The 20,708-nt window shown below is 48.2% G+C and carries 17 protein-coding genes; 6 read left to right on the forward strand and 11 right to left on the reverse strand.

Features of this window, described 5'->3' with window-relative positions:
* Positions 1 to 52 precede the first annotated feature (52 nt).
* From IEW69_RS09105 to IEW69_RS09125, 5 genes are all read left to right on the forward strand, one after another.
* Positions 53 to 2,419: a GH92 family glycosyl hydrolase gene (locus IEW69_RS09105; protein WP_188626532.1), complete on the forward strand. Its 2,367-nt coding sequence runs from the start codon at positions 53 to 55 to the stop codon at positions 2,417 to 2,419.
* Between the two features lie 150 nt (positions 2,420 to 2,569).
* On the forward strand, positions 2,570 to 2,974 hold the full coding sequence (locus tag IEW69_RS09110; RefSeq protein WP_188626533.1) for a YsnF/AvaK domain-containing protein: 405 nt from the start codon (positions 2,570 to 2,572) through the stop codon (positions 2,972 to 2,974).
* Positions 2,975 to 3,057: 83 nt separating this feature from the next.
* Positions 3,058 to 4,194: a YsnF/AvaK domain-containing protein gene (locus IEW69_RS09115; RefSeq protein WP_229663572.1), complete on the forward strand. Its 1,137-nt coding sequence runs from the start codon at positions 3,058 to 3,060 to the stop codon at positions 4,192 to 4,194.
* 106 nt (positions 4,195 to 4,300) lie between these two features.
* Entirely contained in the window at positions 4,301 to 6,889 is a 2,589-nt protein-coding gene (locus IEW69_RS09120) for an ATP-binding protein (RefSeq protein ID WP_188626534.1), read from the forward strand.
* A 193-nt stretch (positions 6,890 to 7,082) separates the two neighbouring features.
* The gene (locus IEW69_RS09125) at positions 7,083 to 7,478 is read left to right on the forward strand and encodes a helix-turn-helix domain-containing protein (protein ID WP_229663573.1); all 396 of its coding nucleotides are present in this window, start codon (positions 7,083 to 7,085) and stop codon (positions 7,476 to 7,478) included.
* A 149-nt stretch (positions 7,479 to 7,627) separates the two neighbouring features.
* Here the strand turns inward: IEW69_RS09125 and IEW69_RS09130 are convergent, their stop codons facing one another.
* The 11 genes from IEW69_RS09130 to IEW69_RS09180 all read right to left on the reverse strand — a co-directional run bounded on the left by IEW69_RS09130 (position 7,628) and on the right by IEW69_RS09180 (position 19,533).
* Entirely contained in the window at positions 7,628 to 8,107 is a 480-nt protein-coding gene (locus IEW69_RS09130) for a DUF4625 domain-containing protein (RefSeq protein WP_188626535.1), read from the reverse strand.
* Positions 8,108 to 8,298: 191 nt separating this feature from the next.
* The gene (locus IEW69_RS09135) at positions 8,299 to 9,033 is read right to left on the reverse strand and encodes a DUF4625 domain-containing protein (RefSeq protein ID WP_188626536.1); all 735 of its coding nucleotides are present in this window, start codon (positions 9,031 to 9,033) and stop codon (positions 8,299 to 8,301) included.
* Positions 9,034 to 9,353: 320 nt separating this feature from the next.
* Positions 9,354 to 11,768 carry a TonB-dependent receptor gene (locus IEW69_RS09140; RefSeq protein WP_229663574.1) on the reverse strand — a complete coding sequence of 805 codons (2,415 nt, stop codon included), beginning with the start codon at positions 11,766 to 11,768 and terminating at the stop codon, positions 9,354 to 9,356.
* 90 nt (positions 11,769 to 11,858) lie between these two features.
* Positions 11,859 to 12,212: a hypothetical protein gene (locus tag IEW69_RS09145; protein WP_188626537.1), complete on the reverse strand. Its 354-nt coding sequence runs from the start codon at positions 12,210 to 12,212 to the stop codon at positions 11,859 to 11,861.
* A 167-nt stretch (positions 12,213 to 12,379) separates the two neighbouring features.
* Positions 12,380 to 13,465, reverse strand: coding sequence for a PepSY-associated TM helix domain-containing protein (locus tag IEW69_RS09150; protein WP_229663575.1), 1,086 nt, complete (start codon positions 13,463 to 13,465; stop codon positions 12,380 to 12,382).
* A 5-nt stretch (positions 13,466 to 13,470) separates the two neighbouring features.
* Entirely contained in the window at positions 13,471 to 15,696 is a 2,226-nt protein-coding gene (locus IEW69_RS09155) for a TonB-dependent siderophore receptor (protein WP_188626539.1), read from the reverse strand.
* 397 nt (positions 15,697 to 16,093) lie between these two features.
* Positions 16,094 to 16,465 carry a hypothetical protein gene (locus tag IEW69_RS09160; protein WP_188626540.1) on the reverse strand — a complete coding sequence of 124 codons (372 nt, stop codon included), beginning with the start codon at positions 16,463 to 16,465 and terminating at the stop codon, positions 16,094 to 16,096.
* A gap of 129 nt (positions 16,466 to 16,594) precedes the next feature.
* A complete protein-coding gene (locus tag IEW69_RS09165) occupies positions 16,595 to 16,963 on the reverse strand; it encodes a response regulator (RefSeq protein ID WP_188626541.1) in 369 nt (122 codons plus the stop codon).
* 76 nt (positions 16,964 to 17,039) lie between these two features.
* Positions 17,040 to 17,687 carry a hypothetical protein gene (locus IEW69_RS09170; protein WP_188626542.1) on the reverse strand — a complete coding sequence of 216 codons (648 nt, stop codon included), beginning with the start codon at positions 17,685 to 17,687 and terminating at the stop codon, positions 17,040 to 17,042.
* Between the two features lie 2 nt (positions 17,688 to 17,689).
* Complete coding sequence (locus IEW69_RS09175; protein WP_188626543.1) at positions 17,690 to 18,241, reverse strand: thioredoxin family protein; 552 nt, start codon at positions 18,239 to 18,241, stop codon at positions 17,690 to 17,692.
* Between the two features lie 368 nt (positions 18,242 to 18,609).
* Positions 18,610 to 19,533 (reverse strand): glycosyltransferase family 2 protein, encoded by a 924-nt coding sequence (locus tag IEW69_RS09180; RefSeq protein ID WP_188626544.1) that lies wholly within the window; start codon positions 19,531 to 19,533, stop codon positions 18,610 to 18,612.
* A 194-nt stretch (positions 19,534 to 19,727) separates the two neighbouring features.
* Between IEW69_RS09180 and IEW69_RS09185 the strand changes: the two genes are divergently transcribed.
* Positions 19,728 to 20,600 carry a glycosyltransferase family 2 protein gene (locus IEW69_RS09185; RefSeq protein ID WP_188626545.1) on the forward strand — a complete coding sequence of 291 codons (873 nt, stop codon included), beginning with the start codon at positions 19,728 to 19,730 and terminating at the stop codon, positions 20,598 to 20,600.
* Positions 20,601 to 20,708: the final 108 nt, after the last annotated feature.

Genomic DNA, 20,708 nt, shown 5'->3' on the forward strand with positions numbered 1-20,708 from the left:
GCATTATACAATAAACGAAAACCTTAATTTGATCCTTTCTACAACAAAGCATATGAAAAAATCTTGTCAACTCACACTCCTGATCATGCTGCTTGCACTGGTATCCTGCAGTGTAAAACGAGAAAACTACCTAAAACATGTGGATCCGAACATCGGAACCGCGCATAGCCGTTGGTTCTTTTATACACCCGCGGCGGTTCCCTATGGCATGGCAAAACTCGCACCTTCAACAAATGGACATTATGGTAATCCCTCCGGCTGGGAAGCGGTAGGTTATGACATCCGGCATACATCAATTGAAGGCTTCGTCCACTTTCATGAGTGGCAGGTGGGTGGCATCAGCTATATGCCTGTCACTGGCGAATTGAAGGTTAAGCCCGGTGTTCTTGAAGACCCGAACAGCGGTTACAGATCCAGTTTCAATCGAAAAAATGAACAAGCTGAGCCCGGGTACTATAAGGTCCTGCTTGACGATTACGGCATTACGGCCGAACTTACCGCGACCAAAAGGGTTGGTTTTCAGCGCTACCATTTCCCGCAACATGACGCTTCCCGTATCATCCTGGACATTGGCAACACCCAGGGTGAAAGTGGCGCCGTTACCGATGCCAGCATCAGGATGGTTGATGATACGCATTTTGAGGGCTATGTGTTTACCTATCCCAAGTATGTAAACACATACGATCCTCAGGGGAAGGTGGCCATGTTCTTTTATGGGGAGCTTAGCAAGAAACCCCTAAATGTAACCGCATTCACCAAAGCTACCCTTCAGCCAAATACCACTGCTGCGAAAGGCATTGGTGCGGGGTTGGTCCTTAATTATCAAACGAAAGACAAGGAAATCATAGAAGTAAAAACCGGACTTTCCTATACTTCTATTGAAAATGCAAAAACCAACTTCAGTACCGAAAGCACAGGATTGTCCTTTGAGCAAGCCAAAGAAAATGCACAAAAGACCTGGAACACGGAGCTGAGCAAGATTGCGGTAAAAGGTAATAGTGCGGCCGACAAGATCAAGTTTTATACCGGGCTGTATCATGCTTTGCTGGGTCGGGGCATTGCCAGTGATGTAAATGGTGCCTACCCTAAACATGGCGGTACGATCGGGCAGTTACCGGTGCAAAAAGATCAGGATCTTAAAGCTGAATTCATCAATACCGATGCCATCTGGGGCGGTTTCTGGAACATCACCCAACTCTGGGCACTGACTTATCCGGAGTGGTATGGTAGTTTCGTAAACACGCAGTTACAACTATATAAAGACCGCGGGTGGTTTGGTGATGGTATAGCAAATAGTGAATACATCTCTGGCGTGGGTACCAACTTTGTTGGTTTAGCCATCGCGGCTGCATATAATTCCGGCATCCGTAATTATGATGTCAATCTGGCCTATGAAGCCGTTAAGGCGAATGATCTGAACTACAAAGGTCGAATCATTGGCGCAGGTAAAATGGATACCAAAGCATTTTTAATGCAGGGCTATGTACCACACCTGGAAGGCAATGGCCGTGATTTCGCTACCGACTCCACGGGTTCCTATTTCTCCGGATCACATACACTTGAATATAGCTTTAGCGCGTTTGCAACAGCCCAAATGGCAAAAGCCTTAGGTAAGCAGGACGACTATAAACAGCTGCTTAAATATTCAAACGGCTGGCGCGCGCTGTTAAATCCCGAAACCAAGCTCATGCATCCCAAAAAAGCAGATGGCACCTTTATAGCAAAGTTAGATCCGTACCAGCCTTGGCGAGGCTTTCAGGAAGGTAATGCATTGCAGTACACCTTTTACGTGCCCCATAACCCGGCAGGATTAATACAAGCAATAGGTCAGGAGACATTCAACAATCGCTTGGATAGCATTTTCACTGTCTCGGAAAAGTTAGCATTTGGCGGCGGCAAAACCATAGACGCCTTTGCCGGAATAAATGCCATTTACAACCACGGCAACCAACCCAACCTACACATTAGCTGGCTGTTCAACTTCTCTGGAAAACCTTGGCTGACGCAGAAATGGACCAGAAAAATCGGTGAAGAATTTTACGGTACAGACGCCATTCATGGCTATGGTTATGGTCAGGATGAGGATCAGGGACAACTCGGCTCCTGGTATGTTATGAATGCCCTGGGTCTCTTTGATGTAAAAGGTCTAACCGATGCCAGGCCAATCATACAACTTGGCAGCCCGCTCTTTGATCATGCAATTATTAGCCTTGGTGATAAAAAATCTTTAACCATTAAAACGGTAAACAATAGCAAAGAAAATAGCTATGTCCAATCGGTGACATTCAATGGCAAGCCGCTGAATAATTGCTGGTTATATCGCGATGAGTTAATGAGAGGTGGTCATCTGGTCTTTACCATGGGAAATCAACCCAATAAGAATTGGGGCACCGAAGTACCGCCACCATCCGGCCAATAAACATGTCCTAAAACTATTTCGTGTCCAGTGGAATACGGATGATTATTGTTTTTGTAACACAATAGTTACTGTGTGAATACAATAATAATTCTATAGGAATTTTAAACATTCCTGCGCCTAAGTGGTTGAGTAGTATATCTTAACCGAAATATGGAAAACAAACCACAGGCACCGCAGACGGTAATTCCCGTAATTGAAGAGCAGCTGCACATCGACAAGGTATGGCAGGAGACCGGCCGTGTGCAGGTGTCCAAGACCGTAACCGAAGAGGCGGTGGACTATGCATTGCCGCTGCAGCAAGAGGAGGTGATTATGGAACGTAAACCCATCAACCAGTACATCGATACCGCACCACCTGCAAGCCGCTATGAAGGTGAAACGCTCATTATTCCGGTAATTAAAGAAGTGCTGGTCGTAGAAAAAAAGCTGATGCTTGTCGAGGAGCTGCACATCACCAAACGCCACTCCGAACAAACCGTTACTGGCACCGAGATCCTCCGCAAGGAATCCGTTACCGTAACCAGAACGCCAGCCAACAATACACCTTTACTATAGCATCTAGTACCTACATACACCCTACAATACCTACGAAAAACAATAATTAACCTAAGAAAAACAACCCCCTAAATTTTAAAACTATGTCACACACCGTAATTGGAATTTTCAAAACCTTCACAGAAGCTTCAGTCGCACGTCAACACCTGGAAAATGCCGGCATCAGTCCTGCAAACATCGATGTTGCAGACTCGAACTATACCGCACCGGACTATGATGGCAACGACATCACTGGTGGAGTAACCGACGTGACTGCAGAATCGAGATTACATCAACACGATAAAAAAGATGATGATTCGATTGGCGGCTTCTTCAGAAACCTGTTCAGCAGCGACGATGATGATGATGACCAACTGGTAAACCGTCACATCGAAGCTGGAAAACGCGGAACCATCGTAACCGTACATGCCTATTCTTATGATGAAGCAGAACGTGCGGCAGACCTGATGGATGAGTTTGGTGCAGTAAACGTGAACGACAGCGACGATTGGGATACTTCAGAAGCTAACATCCCGGGTGCAGCAAACCTGAGTACTGGCGACTTTGACACCGCAACTACTGCAAATTATTCGAGCACAGCTGCCGATGATGCAACACCTGTTGGAGGATTCGCAAGTGCTACACCGAGCGATTTCGAGCAAGCATCTCTGAATGATATCCATGATACCACTTCTGCGGGTTACACGCAAGATAGAGACACAACGCTTGGGCAGGCAGACACGGCAAACTTCGGACATGCAGACGTAAACCTGGGTCATGTAGATACCAACCTGGGGCATACAGATGTAAACCTTGGTCAAAGCCTGACTGGTGATATCGACCAAAACCTGAACAACCCAGACTCGATCAAAGTTGTGGAGGAAAATCTGAATGTCGGCAAACAGGAAATCCGAACTGGTGGTGTCCGTTTGCGTAGCCGCATTGTGGAGCGCCCGGTGGAAGAAAGCATCCGTTTACGTCAGGAACGCGTAACCGTGAACCGCACCCCTGTAGACCGTCCCGCTTCTGAAGCAGATTTCAACACTTTCCAGGAAGGCACCGTAGAGATGACGGAAAGTGCAGAAATTCCTGTAGTGAGCAAAGATGCGCGTGTGGTTGAAGAAGTAAGCCTGAATAAGGAAGTGACCGAAAGCGACCAAACCATCGTAGATACCGTACGTCATACCGAAGTCGACACCGAAAACATTGATCCGGATAACAAAGACAAGCATATTTTGTAGTCAGAACACCTGTAACTAAGCCCAATACCGCTTACCCGGTCGTCATACACGACCGGGTTTTTTGTTACGGAAATTTCTTAGCTTTAAGTACCTCATGATGCCCGCTATGGAAATAAAAGCTGCTGGGTCTTTTCAGCCCGATATCTTTAAGACTTTCGAAACAGTACCCTACTACTGCCTTGTCCTAACGCCGGATTTACGGGTTTTAAATGCTAGTAATGCCTACCTCAAGCTGGTGGGCCGTACGCGCGAAGTGATGCTGGGCTGGAACGTTTATGATGTTTTCGACCAGAACCCAAACTGGAAGCTTGCCATAGATGCGGGAATGGAACAATCCATGCAAACTGCACTGGAAACCAAATCGCGGCACGAAATGCCCGTTGTGCGGTTTCTTATACCAAATTGGGACGAACCTGATCAACCCCCCAACGAATCTTACTGGATCATGAGTCATACGCCTATATGCGATGAGCATGGAGAGGTATCTTATGTCATTCACGACATCAACAACGTTACTGCGCAGGTGATTTGGGAGAGTAGGCTGTGGGAAAGTCTTGAACAGGAGAAGCAGTCATCGGCCAAATCAAATCTGCTCAGCGTGCAAATGAAAATGCTTTTCGAGGCCATACCGGCGCAGATCGCCATCGTTACCGGACCATCATTTACCTACGAATATGTAAATCCGCAATACAGGCAGCAACTCCTAACCGGCAAGGACCCGATCGGCCGTACGGTATCAGAGATGATTCCCGGTGCAAAAGAGACACCGGTTTGGAGTGTGTTGCATGATACCTACCATAAGGGCACAACTTTCACCAGAACCGAAATTAAAATTCCAATAATTGATGGCCGGGGGGAAGCGGTCGACCGATATTTCAACCTGGTGTACCAACCCTGGCGGAATGAACATGGCGAAATCACCGGTATCCTGAGCTTTAAGTATGAGATCACCGAGGCCGTTTATGCCCGCATACAACTCGAAATTCGCGAAGCGGAACTGCTGAGCGTCAATCAGGAACTCAGTCAGGCGTTGGAAGAACTGCAAGCTACCAACGAAGAACTAGAGTCCTCCGCGGAAGCACTGCACAGCGCCAATAGAGAATTAAACGCAACGGTGGCGGCGCTAAGTGAAGCCAATACACAACTGGAAGAAGCGCAGCAAAGTTTGATGGAGATGAATGCAGAACTTGAGGAACGCGTGCGACGCAGAACCCAAAGGCTTCAGGAACTGCAACAAGCTGCGGAAGGAGAGGCTGAACGCCTCCGGTTTATGCTAAATGCCATACCGCAGCAGGTCTGGACCACCAATCCCGAGGGCCAACTTATAGCTGTCAATGATATTCTCTGTAATGATCTGGGGCAGGGTTTGGAGGAGGTTCTGGAAATGGGCTTACCACATTTTGCACATCCCGAAGATCTCCCACTGATTTTCGAAGCCTGGCAGGAAGCACTGCGCTCCGGAACGCCATATACCGCCGAATACCGCCTGCGCTTCGCAGATGGCATTTACCGCTGGCATCTTGGCCGCGCCGTACCGATGGTTGAAGCCGGAAAAGTCACCTTCTGGCTCGGTACCAACACCAATATCGACATTCAGAAGGAAAATGAACAACGCAAAGACGAGTTCCTTTCCATCGCCAGTCATGAGCTGAAAACCCCGCTCACCAGCATCAAGTCCTTCAACCAGATGATGAACAGGGTGCGGGATGGGCAGCAAATGGGCGTGTACATTCAGAAGTCATTTAACAACATCCTGCGACTCGAAAGGCTGATCAACGACCTGCTGGATGTCACCAAAATCAACGCAGGCAAGATGACCTATGAAATGCAGCCTTTCGATTTGCTTGATATGGTTCGGGAAACCATAGAGAACGTGCAACTTACCGCGAGCTCCCATGAGATCATCCTGAATAGTGGAAGCAGCTTCGAGGTTGTTGGCGATCGCATGCGCCTGGAGCAGGTGCTGGTAAATTTGCTGGATAATGCCATCAAATACTCGCCCGGAGGCGAGGAAGTGCTGGTTCGCGTCAGCAAAGAAGTTGATAGCGCAATCATTGGCGTGCAGGATTATGGCGTAGGTATCGACAAGCGGAATCTCACCAAGCTCTTCGATCGTTACTACCGATCCGACAACACAGCCATGCGCTTTGAAGGCCTTGGCCTTGGACTTTTCATTTCTGCCGAAATTCTGAGGAGACACCATGGTACCTATTGGCTGGAAAGTGAACCCGGACAAGGTTCAACATTTTACTTCCGCTTGCCGCTACAAAGTACATTAACGGAGCAACCGATAACCGACGATAGTAGATTCTATAAAGATGATTATGTGGAGATCAAATACAATGCAGCCGCAAGGCGGATTGAAGCATTCTGGTCGGGCTACCAGCGGGTGGAAACCGTGCAGCGCGGCGGGCTGAAAATCCTGGATCTTATCCGGATCAACCGTGCGAAAAAATTGCTGAACGACAATACACAGGTGTTGGGCAATTGGTCGGAATCTGCAGAATGGGTCGCAAAAGATCTGTTGGTGAGCCTTGAACAGGCAGGATTACGGCACATGGCCTGGGTTCAATCTAAAAGTGCATTTAGCCAGCTCTCCGCACAAAAAACCGTAGAGATCAGCACTGTGAATATTGAACTTGCATTCTTTAATGATGTAACCGCTGCGGAGCTCTGGTTGGATCATAAAGGCTGACAGGCCTGGTGTTTGCACAATTTAGATAGCAAGGCTGCTGAAATTGAGCTACTGTAACGTTAAACGAGCATTTTAAGTATTTCTGCCAGGAATAATTGGGAAAAATCGAGAACAAATGTCTACAGTGTGGGTAATTCATTTCTAAGCTTTGTGTAGTTTATACACTTACATCTATCTAAAAAAACAAATAAATATGGCAGTACATCAAGGTGACATCATTGAGCGCGTAATCAGAAGGCAGGGGCACTCTTTAACGGATCTCGCTAAATTAACCGGCGTTAACCGTCGTTCCATCTACAACTGGTTCTTGCAACCTAAGCTTAAACCCGAAAACATCATTAAAATCGGACAAGCCATTCACCATGATTTCTCTGTAGAATTTCCTGCACAATTTGTTCCGGAAGACTTTATCGTTCCGGAAAAGCCGGCAATGGTTAAAGAAGAAACTTTTGATGCCTGGAAAGAAAAGTACATTGACTTACTGGAAAGATATAATTTGCTTCTACGAATTGCGAATGGCGAAGTTCAAGTCCCTGCAATGCATCTTAAATCTGAAAATTCAGCTTCAGACCTCATTGCGGGTAGTTAAAGGTATGCAAGGCAGTAATCTCTCGATCACCGCCCTGCATTAACGCTCTCACCTCAAAGATATAAATACTTATAGCAGCCGGAAATAAAATTGTTAGATTGTATAAATGTTACACAAAAGTTAACAAATTTATACGTCCGGCTGCTATCCTATTTTACTTTAATACTGATCCCCTTGATGGTTTGCCAGCCCGCTTTATCGGTCACGCGAACCAGAAAGTGGTAATCACCCGGGTCCACATCCGCTGGAACCGCGATTTCCTTTTCCAGCACATGATTCGTTAAGCCGGCCGCCAGGGGAAAGTCCTGAATCAGCAGGAACGGTTTATTTGCTACTTTTTTCGCTTCCATTTCGCAAGCCGATACTTCTGTGCTGTGGCTGTGCTGATCGAAGTTATGATGCACGTCCACACTCACAGAACCAAGTTCCACATTATCACTAAATGTTGCACGGAACGTGAAGGACTTACCGCGCTCCACCACACTGCACTGCTTTGGAAAAGCATTAGCTGCTGTAATGTCGATCACCGGGTAAGTCTCGTCCACCGGACTTGCTTCATCCTTACTACAGCCGGCCATCAGCGCTGCACAACTCAATAGCATCAGGATGCCTCCTCTAAATTTATTCATGGTATTATGCGATTAAAACCGGAAAGCATTAAGCCTCCCGGTTTGGGTTAATTATGCTTGTTATTTGTTTATCTGGTTCCGATTACATCACATGTACCAATGGAATAAAAGAAACTAATGGGTGTATAAGGTTTCTTTATCTTCTTCATTTTATGTTGATATGTTGAGTCAAAACCCTTTGGATGCCCTAATTATGGCTTGTCGAAATGCCCTTCAAACTCGGCTTCTTTGCCTGCCTGATCCACCACTTTCAAGTGTACATGGTAGTGCCCTTTAGGTGCTGCGGTCACATCCATGTGCTTGTGGAAGTTGTAAGTCGTCTTGCCAACAATATTTGCATCTTCATAAGTGAATTCTTTTTCCCAGCCGTTACCATGGATTTCCACCACTATTTTCGCCAGTTTGTTGATGGCGGTTACCGATGCTTCTGCATGCAGGTCGTTACCAGCGGCGTTCAGTCCCACTTCAAAGCCAGTCACCTTCGGTAAGCTTGGATCGTTGCTCAGCTCCAGGTCCGACTCTACTGTGGTCTCTTTGCCGTTCGTGTCACGAACCTTAAGTTTCACGGTATAGCTACCCAGTGCTGCATCTGCAGGTACGTCAACATGCTTGTGGAATTCTGCGTTTTTCAATCCTGCGAAACCCTCCGTATACACGGTGTTCAGTTTCCAGCCTGTCCCGCTTTTCGGATTGATCTCCAGGGTTACACTTTCCATGTTTGCGGTTGCGACAATTTGCGCTTCCACATGCACGTCGTTACCCGGATGTGCAACCTTGCTGTTGTTTGGACCAACTTCCATAGCCGTAATGGTTGGTGCAGCGATGTCTACGACATCATCGTCTTTTTTACATGCGCCAAAAGTTGCTGCGATTAGCAGGAAGCCTGCGATGAGTTTGTTGTGTTTCATGTTGATTGTTGTTTTCATTTTGTTCTGGTTGTTTTTAACTGTCTTGTTTATTGTTTCTTGATTTTGTTGAATTGAATTGTTTATCATTTCTTGTCATACTAAATGATCATTTCTCGTCCTGCTGAATTGCCGTCCATCGGCCTTTTCCATGCTGTTCCCTGCATTGCACTGTATCTCTAGCCTGCGGCTGTATTTACAGCTCAGCTTATCTCAATAGCGTCTAATGCGCCGCTAATTCGCTTTATTGATCATAAAAGGCACTTTGAGCGAAAGGATTAGGTTCCTGCGCGCTTCGGGCAGTTCGATCAGGCGGTAGAACAATAGCCTCTAATGCGCCGCTACTCCGCTTTATTGATCATAAAAGGGATTTTAAGCGAAAGGATCAGGTTCCTGCCTGCTTCCGGCAGTTCGATCAAACGGTAAAAGCTGGTGTGGTTCAAATACTTCGAATTAAACAGGTTCTGCGCCTGCAAGCTCAGCTGAAATTCCTGCCCCTGAACCTTGAACCGCGTCCCAGCCTGCACGTTCACCGTCTTATACCCGGGTGTTTTCTTCTCCGGCGGCACAATGCTGTTCTGCGCAGCCGTCATCCGCAGGTCCACAGAGAAGTAGCTGTTTGCAAGTCCACGCAGTTCCGGGTTCCAGCTAAGGTTCAGCAGTAGCGAAGCCGGTGGCGAAAAGGGTAGGGTATAACCTTTCTTTGTACCAGATAGCTGCTCGCTGTACAGGTATTCCGCCAGCACTTCCGTGCTTAAGTTCCTCCAGAAATTGTACTTCAGCTGCAGCTCCGCACCATAACGCATCACTTTACTTTGCTCATATTCAAACACCTGGTTCCCTGCGCCATAATTGCGGTCGTGCGCCGAAGTCGGATTCAGGTAGATGTAATTCGGGAAGTAATTGTAGAAGGGGCTCAGCTGTACCGACCATTTCTCTGCATTCCAACCTGCGCTGAAATCCAGCTGGTAGCTCTGCTCCGGATCCAGATTGGGGTTCCCGCGCTCATAGCTGAAATAGTGATAATTCACGCCATTGGCACCGAGTTCCTTAGCGATCGGCATCCGGAAGCTCTTACCCACATTCGCCTTTAGTTCCAGCTGCTCGCGATTGTAGTTCATGCCGAGCGACCACACCAAACTCTTGAAGCTGCGTGTCAAATCTGCGGCGCGAACCACATTTTCCGGTACGGCAACACCCGATTCATTAATCGAAGATGGGAACCAATCGCGGTATTCAAACAGCTTAACTTGTCCATAATCAAAGCGCAGGGCACCATGCAAAAGCAGGTCCTCATTAACTTTTAGCTTATCGTACACGAATGCACCTGCGGTACTTTGATTGAAGGATGGCACCAGGAAGCCCCAGCCATCGATGGTGTTATTTTGTCGTTCCAGGTTCAGGCCCACTTGCAGGCGGTGTGCACCCAGGCTGATGTTGTCGCGCAGGTTCGCAGCATACACCTGCTTGTCGAAACCGCGTTCCAGGTCGGTAGGAATGGTCATGCTTTCCGGGTACTGTGGCGGCATAAAGCCATGGTTCACGTACATGCTAAATTCTTCCCGGAAGTTCCGCTGATAACCCAGTTCCAGCTCCAGCTGATGTGCCGCAAACTGGTAGCTACTGCGGTTGATGATTTTGAAGTGGTTCACACGCTGGCTGGGCAGCTGGATGTCACGACTGCTCGCATCATGCAGCACCTCATCCACGCGCCGCGGCTCCAGACCATGGGCATTCGCGAAAAAGCCACTCTTGCTATAGGTGTTGCTCAGGTAAAAGATGGAACGGAAGTGATCGCTCAGGTAACCCGTGCTGAAATGCATCCCACTTTCCCGCCCAGCGGTGTTGCGAAGCTGATTGTTATGCAAGCGCACGGCATAGTCGTACACGAACACCGTGTCTGTCGGCACCCGGTAGTCGCCATAACGCTGATCGGTATACCGGGCATCAAAAAACAGGTGCTGATTGCGACCAAAAACATTTACCGAGGTGCCGTAAAGGTCATTGTTGCTTTTACCAATCAGGTCCACCGCACCACCTAAGGTATATGCAGCAGGTACTGGAGCAGGCTTCACGTCTATGGCGCCGGCAATGGCGTCCGAGCCATAAACGAAAGAAGCCGCACCTTTTATCAGCTCCACGCTACCCGCGGCAAACTGATCCAGCTCCAGCCCATGATCGGCGCCCCATTGCTGTCCTTCATGTTTCATGCCTTTGTCGACCACCACCACACGGTTGAAGCCCAGTCCACGGATGAGCGGTTTCGACTGTCCGGAGCCAATACCAATGGTCTTAATCCCCGGCAGGCGCTCCAGGGTCTTCATCAAACTGCCACCCAGATTTCGCTGGATGAAGTCGGCTTTAACCACCTCCACATTCAGGGATTCTTCCTGCTTGCGCTGCTGCACCAGGTTGTCGCGCACCACGACTTCCTGAAGCTGATGTTGCTGTTCGTGCAGCAGCAGCCGAAGCTGTCGGTCGCCAGAAAGTTCCAGTTCCTGCTGTAGCAGTTGGTAGCTTTCAAGCTGCGCCGATAGCCTGTATTTGCCGGCTTGCAGGTTTTCAAAGCGGAAATTACCCTTCGCATCCGAAGTCGTTTGCAGGTTTTGGGCAGAGAGGGAAATGCGGACATTCGCCAGGGGCTGTCCTGCAGCGTTCACGATGCTGCCCGACAAGCGTAAAGCTTGTGCATGCAGCAAAAGGGAAAACATACAAAACGCCGCTGTGAAAATGCCCTTCCATACAGAAGTCGTCATTTTTGTGGCATTAAGAAATTAGAGAAATAGAAATGCGGTAGCCGGCCAGATATGGCGGCATGCAGGGTCAGCGGCTAAAGCGCAGACGAATTAGCAGGAAAAAGTAGGCGGACCTTTGTTGGTGAAACCCTGAAGACTGAACTTGTAGTTGCCAACAAAGACATTGCTGTTTAAGGTAATGGCATCCGGAAGGGGTACGCTAAGTACAACAGGATGATTGATGTAGAATTCTTTTGATTTCTGATGTGCAAGGTAATCGCAGATCATACACTTGTCGGCAGCACTCAGCTGATCGTGGTCATGATCATGCGTCTGTTCCATGGCCGCAACTTTCGGGTGACTGTGAAAGATCTGTGCGACAGAAATAGACAGGAAGAGCATCACCAGCAGGAAGGCTCCTACCTGGTAAAACTTATTCAACGTATGTTTACGTGTGCCCTTCATTAGCGGCAAATGTCTAATAAAAATCGAGATCTACGCTACACGCTATGTTAATTTTAAGTAACGAAGCTGTTGGAATTTCCATTTTTAATGCAGTAAAAAATCAGCAATCCATTAAGCTACTGCTATTTAGCAAAGCTAAATGGATTGCTGAAAATTTGGATAAAGGGCTATGAAAAACGCCGTCTAAAAAACAGGAGCGCGCCGGTAATTGACATCAAACCTGGGAGCAAACCCAAAATCACATAGAAAACCTTAACACCAGTATTCCCAAAACTCCCTGTATGCAGCGGCATAAAGGTGCTTTCTAACTTGGCCCAGAAGCCCAGATCTTCAAACCGCTGCAGGCTGCTCCGCTTGCCACTGATCGGATCTACCGAAACAGAATTGCCATTGTGAAATAACGGGAGCTCGCCATGCAGCATCCCGCTGATGCGGAAATCCTTGCCTGGTTGTGTGGGCAGGTAAATGTTCCGGATCATCAAGCCCGGCATTGCCCCTTTTGCTTCGGCAAGCAGGCTATCCATGCTGTGTGTACTCAGGGTATTTGCTGCGGCTGGTGTCAGCTGTTTCTTCCAGTACCCCGGATCCATGGAGAACATGTTCATCCAGAAACCGGTGAAGAAAATAATCACGTTGAACAGCAGCGTCCAAATACCAATGACGCGGTGCAGACTTGAAGTCCGTGTCCGCCAGTTCTTCCCTTTGATGGGCACGCGGAACAGCAGCACGCGCCAGACGTACTTTCTGTAGATGATTAGCCCCGTAAGCATGGACAGCAGCATGGTCATACCGAAGATCGTGGCCAGCAATAAACCTGGAATCCCCAGCTGGAAGCTCCAGTGAAATTGCAGGATCCAGTGCATCAGGCTGGGATTGAAATCGCGCAGCCGCCCTTCCCGGATAATTTCACCGGTATATGGATTGATGCTGATCATCCCCAGGTCGTAGGTACTGAGCTTCCCATCGTTCTGGTACAGGCGGAATTCCCAGGCGCGATCTGCTGGTGCATCGGGGTTCAGCCAGGCAATGCCGGCGAGGTTAGGGTGTCTGCCTGCAATTTGCCGGTATAGCTTGTCCAGCGGCAAAGCCGGGCCTGCAGGATGAACCTGCAGGCGATCGGCATTAAGCTGTTGATCGATTTCTTTCATAAAGACCAGTGCGGAGCCACTCAGGCCCAACAGCAGCAGGAAAATCCCGCTTATAAGTCCGAGCCAGCTGTGTAGCGCAAAGGCCATCTGGGTAATCTTTTTCATGGCGCTCATCGGATCTGGTAGCTCAGGCCAAGCCTGATGTTGAATGGATCGCCAAGACCAGCAGTTACAGTACTGGAACGGCTGCCGGTGAAATAATGTTTATCGCCCAGGTTATATGCATTCAGCTGAATGTTATACCGGTTGTGCTGATAATTGATGGCCGCATCAAACACGGTATATTCCGGAAAGATAAAATTCTGATTGCTGATCAGCCCCACCTGATCCCCGACGTAACGTACACCGCCGGCAATGCCCAGCCCTTTCAATGTATTCGCCGCAACGTTGTACTTCAGCCACAGGTTGGCCATGTGTTTCGGCGCATTCGCAAAGCGGTAGCACTTTTGTCCATAAGCACTGCTGCTGCGCAGGACATGTTCATTGAAGGCATAACCGGCGATGATGTTGAACTGCTGGATACTGCCACTCAACGAAAATTCCAAGCCGCGACTCCTTGTGCCATCAATCGCAGCCTGCCGGTGTGAATTCTCCGGCGTCGGTGCGGCGGTCAGGATGTTGGCATAATCAATCTGGTAGGCGGAAAACACCGCAGAGAGTTGGCCTTTCAGCAATTCTGCTTTTGACCCCAGCTCGTACTGTGTCGCCGTCCGGGTGGGGAAGGGACCACCAGCCAGTGCATTATTGGAGGTCTGCGGATTGAAGGACCGCAGAACAGTACCGTAAATGGAAAGGTTTGCGGCGGGCAGGTAAACTAAGCCCAGTCTCGGGATCCAGCCCGCGGCATGCAATGCATCACCTTGTTTGCCATCCCGGGCAGAAAGTGGAGTTTCCTTCGCATCGTAGTTGTCGTAGCGAAGGGAAAGCAATGCCCGCAGACTTTTCCCGATGCTGATCTGATCCTGGATATAGACCCCGGCAAGATTGGTGATGCGTTTATTGTCGTCCGACTCCAACACCGCGGCATCTGCTCCGGGCGGGTCATTCCGGTAATCCGGATTAAAGATTGATATTCGCGTCGATGCCTTGTACAGGTAATCATTCTGTGTCCAGCCGTAGCGGTTGTAATCGGCACCGAAAACGAATTCATGGCGCAGCAAGCCGGTTTTCAGGTTGTAATTGGCGAAGGCGGTTGTTTGCAGCGAAAAGCGGTCCGTCTCCCAGTCCTGGTACCCTCGACTGATCGAATCATTGCGGATCTGCCCCTGTGGAATATGATCGGTATAGTCGAGCACGTTCCGCACCGCCCGCTGTACCACCGTCAGTTTTAGCTTGTCATTGAAACGATGATTGAAACTCAGCGTGGCGGAGCTGTTGCTGGTCCGGCCATAGTCGCTGGGGCTCTGCACAGTCAGCCGCGCAGGATAATAGTTGAAATCAAAGCTGCCGTCCGGATTGGTCTTGATGAAGGTCCCATTGTCGTACTGATGCACGGCTTTCTGCCGGGCATAGTTGATTTCCAGGTTCAGGTCTGTGTTTTCATTGAAGATGTAAGTCAGGGAAGGTGCCAGAAAGATGTTCTCCTTGTCCTGATCATTGCGGAAGCTTTCCCCGCGATCGTAACCAATGTTCGCGCGATACAGCAACTTTCTATTGCGTGTCAGCGGACCACCAAGATCAAGCGCAGCACGGCGGAAATTCCAGCTGCCCAGGCTGAGCTCGATGCGGGCAGCACTTTCTGCCAGCGGTTTCTTGGTGATGAAGTTGATGACGCCACTTGGTGCACCTTCACTAAACAGGGCACCTGAAGGCCCGCGCAGGAGTTCCACAGCTTCGATATTATACAGCAGGGGCTGCTGGCTCCAGAGGAAAAGGTTGCCACGCAGGCCATTGTAAAGCAGGAAGCTGGCATCAGTAGGGGAATAGGCGGTAAAGCCGCGCATGTTGAAGGAGCCATTACCATTATTGGCTTTCATACCTGTAAAGGTGCCGGCGATCTCATTGAGCGTAAAAGCCTGGCGGTCGGCCAGCGCTTCGCTGCTCATCACCTGTATGGATTGCGGACTCAGGAGCAAGGGTTGTTCCGTGCGACTGGCACTGCTGGACCGGGAAATCTGGTAACGGGGTTTCTGCCGTTTGACTTCCACTTCTTTCAGACGCTGGCCCCCAAGGGTGTCAGCCGGAGATTTATGGATTGTGGAGTCACTGGTTATGGCTTTCGAAGCCTGGGACTTAGCCCCCCGCGCTTTTCTATTGTTGTTGATGGGATTTTGTGCGAAAATTTTTACACTGCAAAGCAGCAACAGCATCAGGATGCTGAAAAAGGATCTTTTCATCTATGGGGAAAAAACTGTTAAAAGAAAAATGAATATGCGCCAGGGGATCTACAGCTGATCAGCTGCTTTTGCTACTGCATCTGCAATTAAGCCAGGCATAGTCATGCGGTCAGGAACATTAGATATGGCTCAATGTGTCTCATGATCATACAAAGCAAAATACAACGAGCTTGTTCTGCAAATCACAATGATATGCGGCCCAATTACAATCACGCTGCGTTTAATAACAAACCAGCCTAAATGCATCGACATGAAACTCAGCATTCGAGATACAAGCCGACAATCGTGCACAACAAAGCATGGCAGTCTCACGTAGCCGCAATAGGCACTAAGCAATATGCAATTTGCAAAATAATCAATTAGCAAAAGTCCCTAAAATGGCGCAGAAAGATTTCTTTTAACAACTGGGTGGGTGGGCAATTTCGCGGTCAAATTCCGGCAGGCTAAACTTCTGGGCTGAAGCTTTCTTTTGCGCCGGAATGGTAACGACAAGCACAGGAGCAACCGTTTCCTCTACAAAAAACAGATCCACGGAGGCTTTCTTCTGCGCCTGATTTTCCTGCTTTTTCTCCTTGTCCTCTGCTGCTTTCAACTTCTTCATCAGGTAACATTTACCTTCGCAGTTCAGTTCCGGGCGGTCCCGGTTCTCACACAGCGCGGCAGCAATATACGCCTGATTGGATTTGAATTCCGCATAGACAAACAGCTTAGCTAAGATGGGACTTAGCATGGCAAGCAGTAAGGCTAAAGCAATTATGCGACGAATCATTGGCCGCAAAGATATCAATTATCTGCATCCAGCAACTGCAAATAATACCCTTAATTTGGTAAACGATGCGCTTGATTTTTAAAGCAAAAAAAATGTGCTTGATCTAAGAAATGATGCGACCGGGAAAAATTAAGTTCTGGATTTAATAAACTGATTTACCTGTTTGATGAAATGGTCGATGTCGAAAGGTTTTTGGATAAAGCCATCTGCCGCACCTTCAGTAAGCGCAATTTCAGATGCGGCATGTGCCGACATGATGATCACCGGAATACCACGCGTGGTGGAGCCTTCCTTCATGGTTTTACTCAGGTCAATACCACTACCGTCGGGAAGCATAACATCTAAGATCACGAGGTCTACGTCTTCTTTATTGCTGCGGTTCAAAAATGCTTTAGCGCTTTCAAAGCTTTCCACTTTGTAACTGGCATCCTCTAAAACGTATTCGACTATAAATCTGATGTCTGCATCATCTTCAACGATTTGTATTACCCTCTCCATTTTTGTTTTACAATTGTATTCATATTAACGAGAAATCCGGTACTTGGTTTAAAATTCGGGAAAGAAAATATTGCAGCTACAATTTTTGGTTCTTTAAAGCCGCTATTGCCGCATTGATCTTTTCCACCTGCACCTGCATTTTCTGCAGCATTTCCCTCCCTGGCAGGCCTTCCTGTGGTTCCAGTTTTCGCTCCAGTACCTGCAGATAAGCCGATAGCGCAATTAAAGGTGTTTTTAATTCCTCGGTTATCGATTGCACAAATCCCTGCTTTACTAACATAAGATCCCGTTGGGAGGTTAAATCCATAACCGTTCCGATAAAATAACTTTCCTTACTTTCCGGGGCGGTCATTACTTTTCCGGTTGCGCGGACCCACACCGGGTTTCGCTTACCAGGCACGTTGAGTGGGAACTCGATGTCGTGATCATCATTGGCCGCTAAGGACTGCCGGATCAGTGCCAGGACCAGGGGCAGGTAGTCCGCCTGAATCCTGGAAAGAATGTCCTCATAGCTTGGTGGAACATCGGTAGCAAGGCCGAAGATTTCACGGAGCCTATCGCACACTTCAAAATGCCCGGTCGTCAGGTTCCGATGCCAGGTGCCCAAAGATGCCTGGGCAATGGCGACGGAAGCGAGTGTTTCTGCCTGTCTTAATCTGGTCTGTAGTAGTTTTACATTGCCCCGAAGGCTGTAGGGCTCGGGGTGATCCGGTGCGTTGTTCATTTTTAAGGTAATTGTTCAAGCAGCTCCTGCTGCAAACTGACCCCTTTATCTTCATTGTACCACCATTGAAGCTGCAGCTTCAGCTCCTCATCATCTGCATGTTCCGCTTTGAGGCGGTCGTATAGCTCCTGACTTGCGGCAGGCCTAGGACCCCATACCAGCAGGTCTTTACCGGCTTCATCACGTACGATCAGCTTGGGCACGGACTTACCACCACGGGTGAGGTAGCGATCGATGAGATAAGGATCACTGTCGCGAAGCTGGATGTCGAGTTTCACCAGTGGATTAAGTTCGGAAAGCAGGTAAAGGAAAGGCAGAATGTGCGCAGCATCTCCGCACCATGGCTCGGTAATCACAATCCAGGTCTGGGGCTTGTCGATCGCCTTGATCTTCTCCACCAGCATTTCATCGAGCTTTCCGGTATCTAACCAGCGGCGTTGTCTGGACCAATTCAGTTTGGTGTAATTGAGGTAATCGGGATTGTTGTAGGGGGGCAGGCGCTTCGCGCCATCCAGTACTGCTTTGAAAAAAACTTTGTAAGTGGAAAAATCCATATTCGAGAACGTTGTTAAAGGACTGCAATATAGGAAACTCCGGGAAAAGCACGAAAAAATGACGCGTACTATTACGCGAATTTAAAACCAGAAGCAAGCTTAACGCGTAAATGCATGGCAGAAGGGCTTCGCTTGGCTGTTAGAAAATACAGTTTACTAAAGGTCAGGGAGTTAAAACGAAGATTCTTAAAGAATATTCTTCAATATTATAAATATTACAACTTTTTATTGAAACAGTTGTTTAACTTTGGTAAGACCTCCGGTAGAAAGGTCTATAGAAATGTTCTTTATAATTACCAAAAAGGTTTTGGGGATCTAGAGTGGTGGCTCGACGTCCCCGAAGCCTCATTGTTAAATAAAGCTTCAAATCAACCTTTCAAACCCTTGGCCGCCCAGTGCGTCAGCGATTTAGCCGCTGAAGCCAGCACTTTCAGACGGCTGCCCAACGGCAAGTCTTTTGACGCTTCCAGCGCCGCCCCATAATAGCCGGCAACTTTTCCATAACGATTTAATTTCATGTACGAAGGCAGGACGTCCCAGTAATAGTAATCTAGCGCTTTAATCATCAGGTCCGCACGTTTATTTGCAGCCAGGTAGCGCAATACTTTACGGTGGTACCGCGATTTGGAGTCCAGGTGTTTCGGGCTGTTCCAGTTGTTCATGATGCGTTCGGCGCCCTCATGATCAATAAACAGGGAGAGCGGTTTGCGCAGCAGCGCGACTTTCGGGTTCAGCTTCAGGATGCGGAACGCGATGTCGATATCCTGCCTGCAGCTTAATTCCGTGTCAAAGCCTTTTACCTGCATCACCAGTTCCCGGGAGAACATCCAGCTTTGTGTACTGCCAAGCAGTTTACGGTTGATGAACAGCTCCATGATGCTTTCCTGGCCTTGTACAGGCGGCAGGTAGGTGTCGCCCCCAATCAGGTTAATGTAAAAACCTGCGGCACAAGCCTGGGCATTTTCGCGTTGCATCGCTTTTTGCTGTTCTTCCAGCCGGCTGGGCAACATCAGGTCATCCGAGTCGAAAAAGACGATCATTTTCCCTTTAGACCGTTCAAAGCCATAATTTCGTGCGGCCGGCGCACCGGCATTTTCCTGCCTGTAGTAGAATACGTGGGCATTGAGATAAGGGGCAATGACTTCCGCAGTACGGTCTGTTGATCCGTCATCTACCATGATAATTTCGTAATTTCGCTGCGTTTGCGCCAAAAGGCTGTCGAGCGTTTGCCCGATGCGGTCCGCACGGTTGTAAACGGGTACGATAATGGAGATGAGGGGCAGTGTAGGCATTGCGGTCTGTTTTATGCAAATGTATGATCGAGGCTTTACAATTCCTGTACCGATTGGACCCGAAGCGATGGCTTAACATAAAGATCACTGAAATTAAACCTTGCTGTGGATTTAATTTGTCACTTTTGAATTGGAATCAAGGCATTTACGTAGGTGTTGATTCCCGCACAGCAAAATTTGGATTGAAGAAAGAAATGAATAGAATTGCCGTACTGCTCACCTGTCATAATAGAAAAGCGAAAACATTAAGTTGTTTAGCGGCTTTGTATGGCAGTAATTTGCCGGAGAATGTTAGTTATGACGTCTATTTGGTCGACGATGGGAGTACTGATGGTACAAAAGAAGCCGTTGCAGAAAAATTCCCTCAAGTCAATATCCTGGTTGGCGACGGTTCCCTGTTCTGGGCGGCCGGCAGTAATGCGGCTTGGAAAGCAGCCCTTGCTGCAGAAATCAGTTACAACTACTACTTATTGCTGAATGATGATACACTGATCTTTCCGGAAATGTTCGACGTGTTCAAGCTCGACCTGCACCGCTTAAATACCAAAGACATCATCCTGGTGGGCAGCACCTATAGCACGCTGGATAGTCGCAAGGTATCTTATGGCGGACGAAAGCTGTTGAAAGCCGGTGATCCAAAAGCTAAACTGCTGTCGCCAAATGGCCGCGATCCACAAGCGATAGACCTTGGCAATGCGAACATCATGCTCGTTAGCCATACGGTAGTGGAGAAGATCGGCATCCTGACCGACAGCTATAAACACGGCTTTGCAGATTTTGAATACACCCTGACTGCAAGAAAGCACAACATTCCCGTGATGATCACATCGAAGGCATTGGGCATCTGTGAAAATGACCATGGTAAAAAGTGGTTGTCCAAGGGGGAGTCGACCTTAAAACAGCGCATTGAATACATGCGTAGCGTAAAAGGGCTGTCGTACGACAATTACATGAAATTTTATAAGAAACACTTCCCGAAGCATGTTTTCCGGGAGAAGACCAAGATGTGGATGAAGACCATCTTCCCCTGGATCTGGGATACCTTTAAAACAGAAAAATCGGCCTAGTTGCCGATTTTTCTGTTTTAACAGTCCTGTATTATCATTTGCGCCTCATGGAACAAACCTACTACATTGCTGTTTGTAGATGTACAAAGCCTGTTTTGCATGAATATT

Origin of the sequence: Pedobacter quisquiliarum, assembly GCF_014642175.1 — a bacterium.
Lineage (GTDB): Bacteria > Bacteroidota > Bacteroidia > Sphingobacteriales > Sphingobacteriaceae > Pedobacter > Pedobacter quisquiliarum.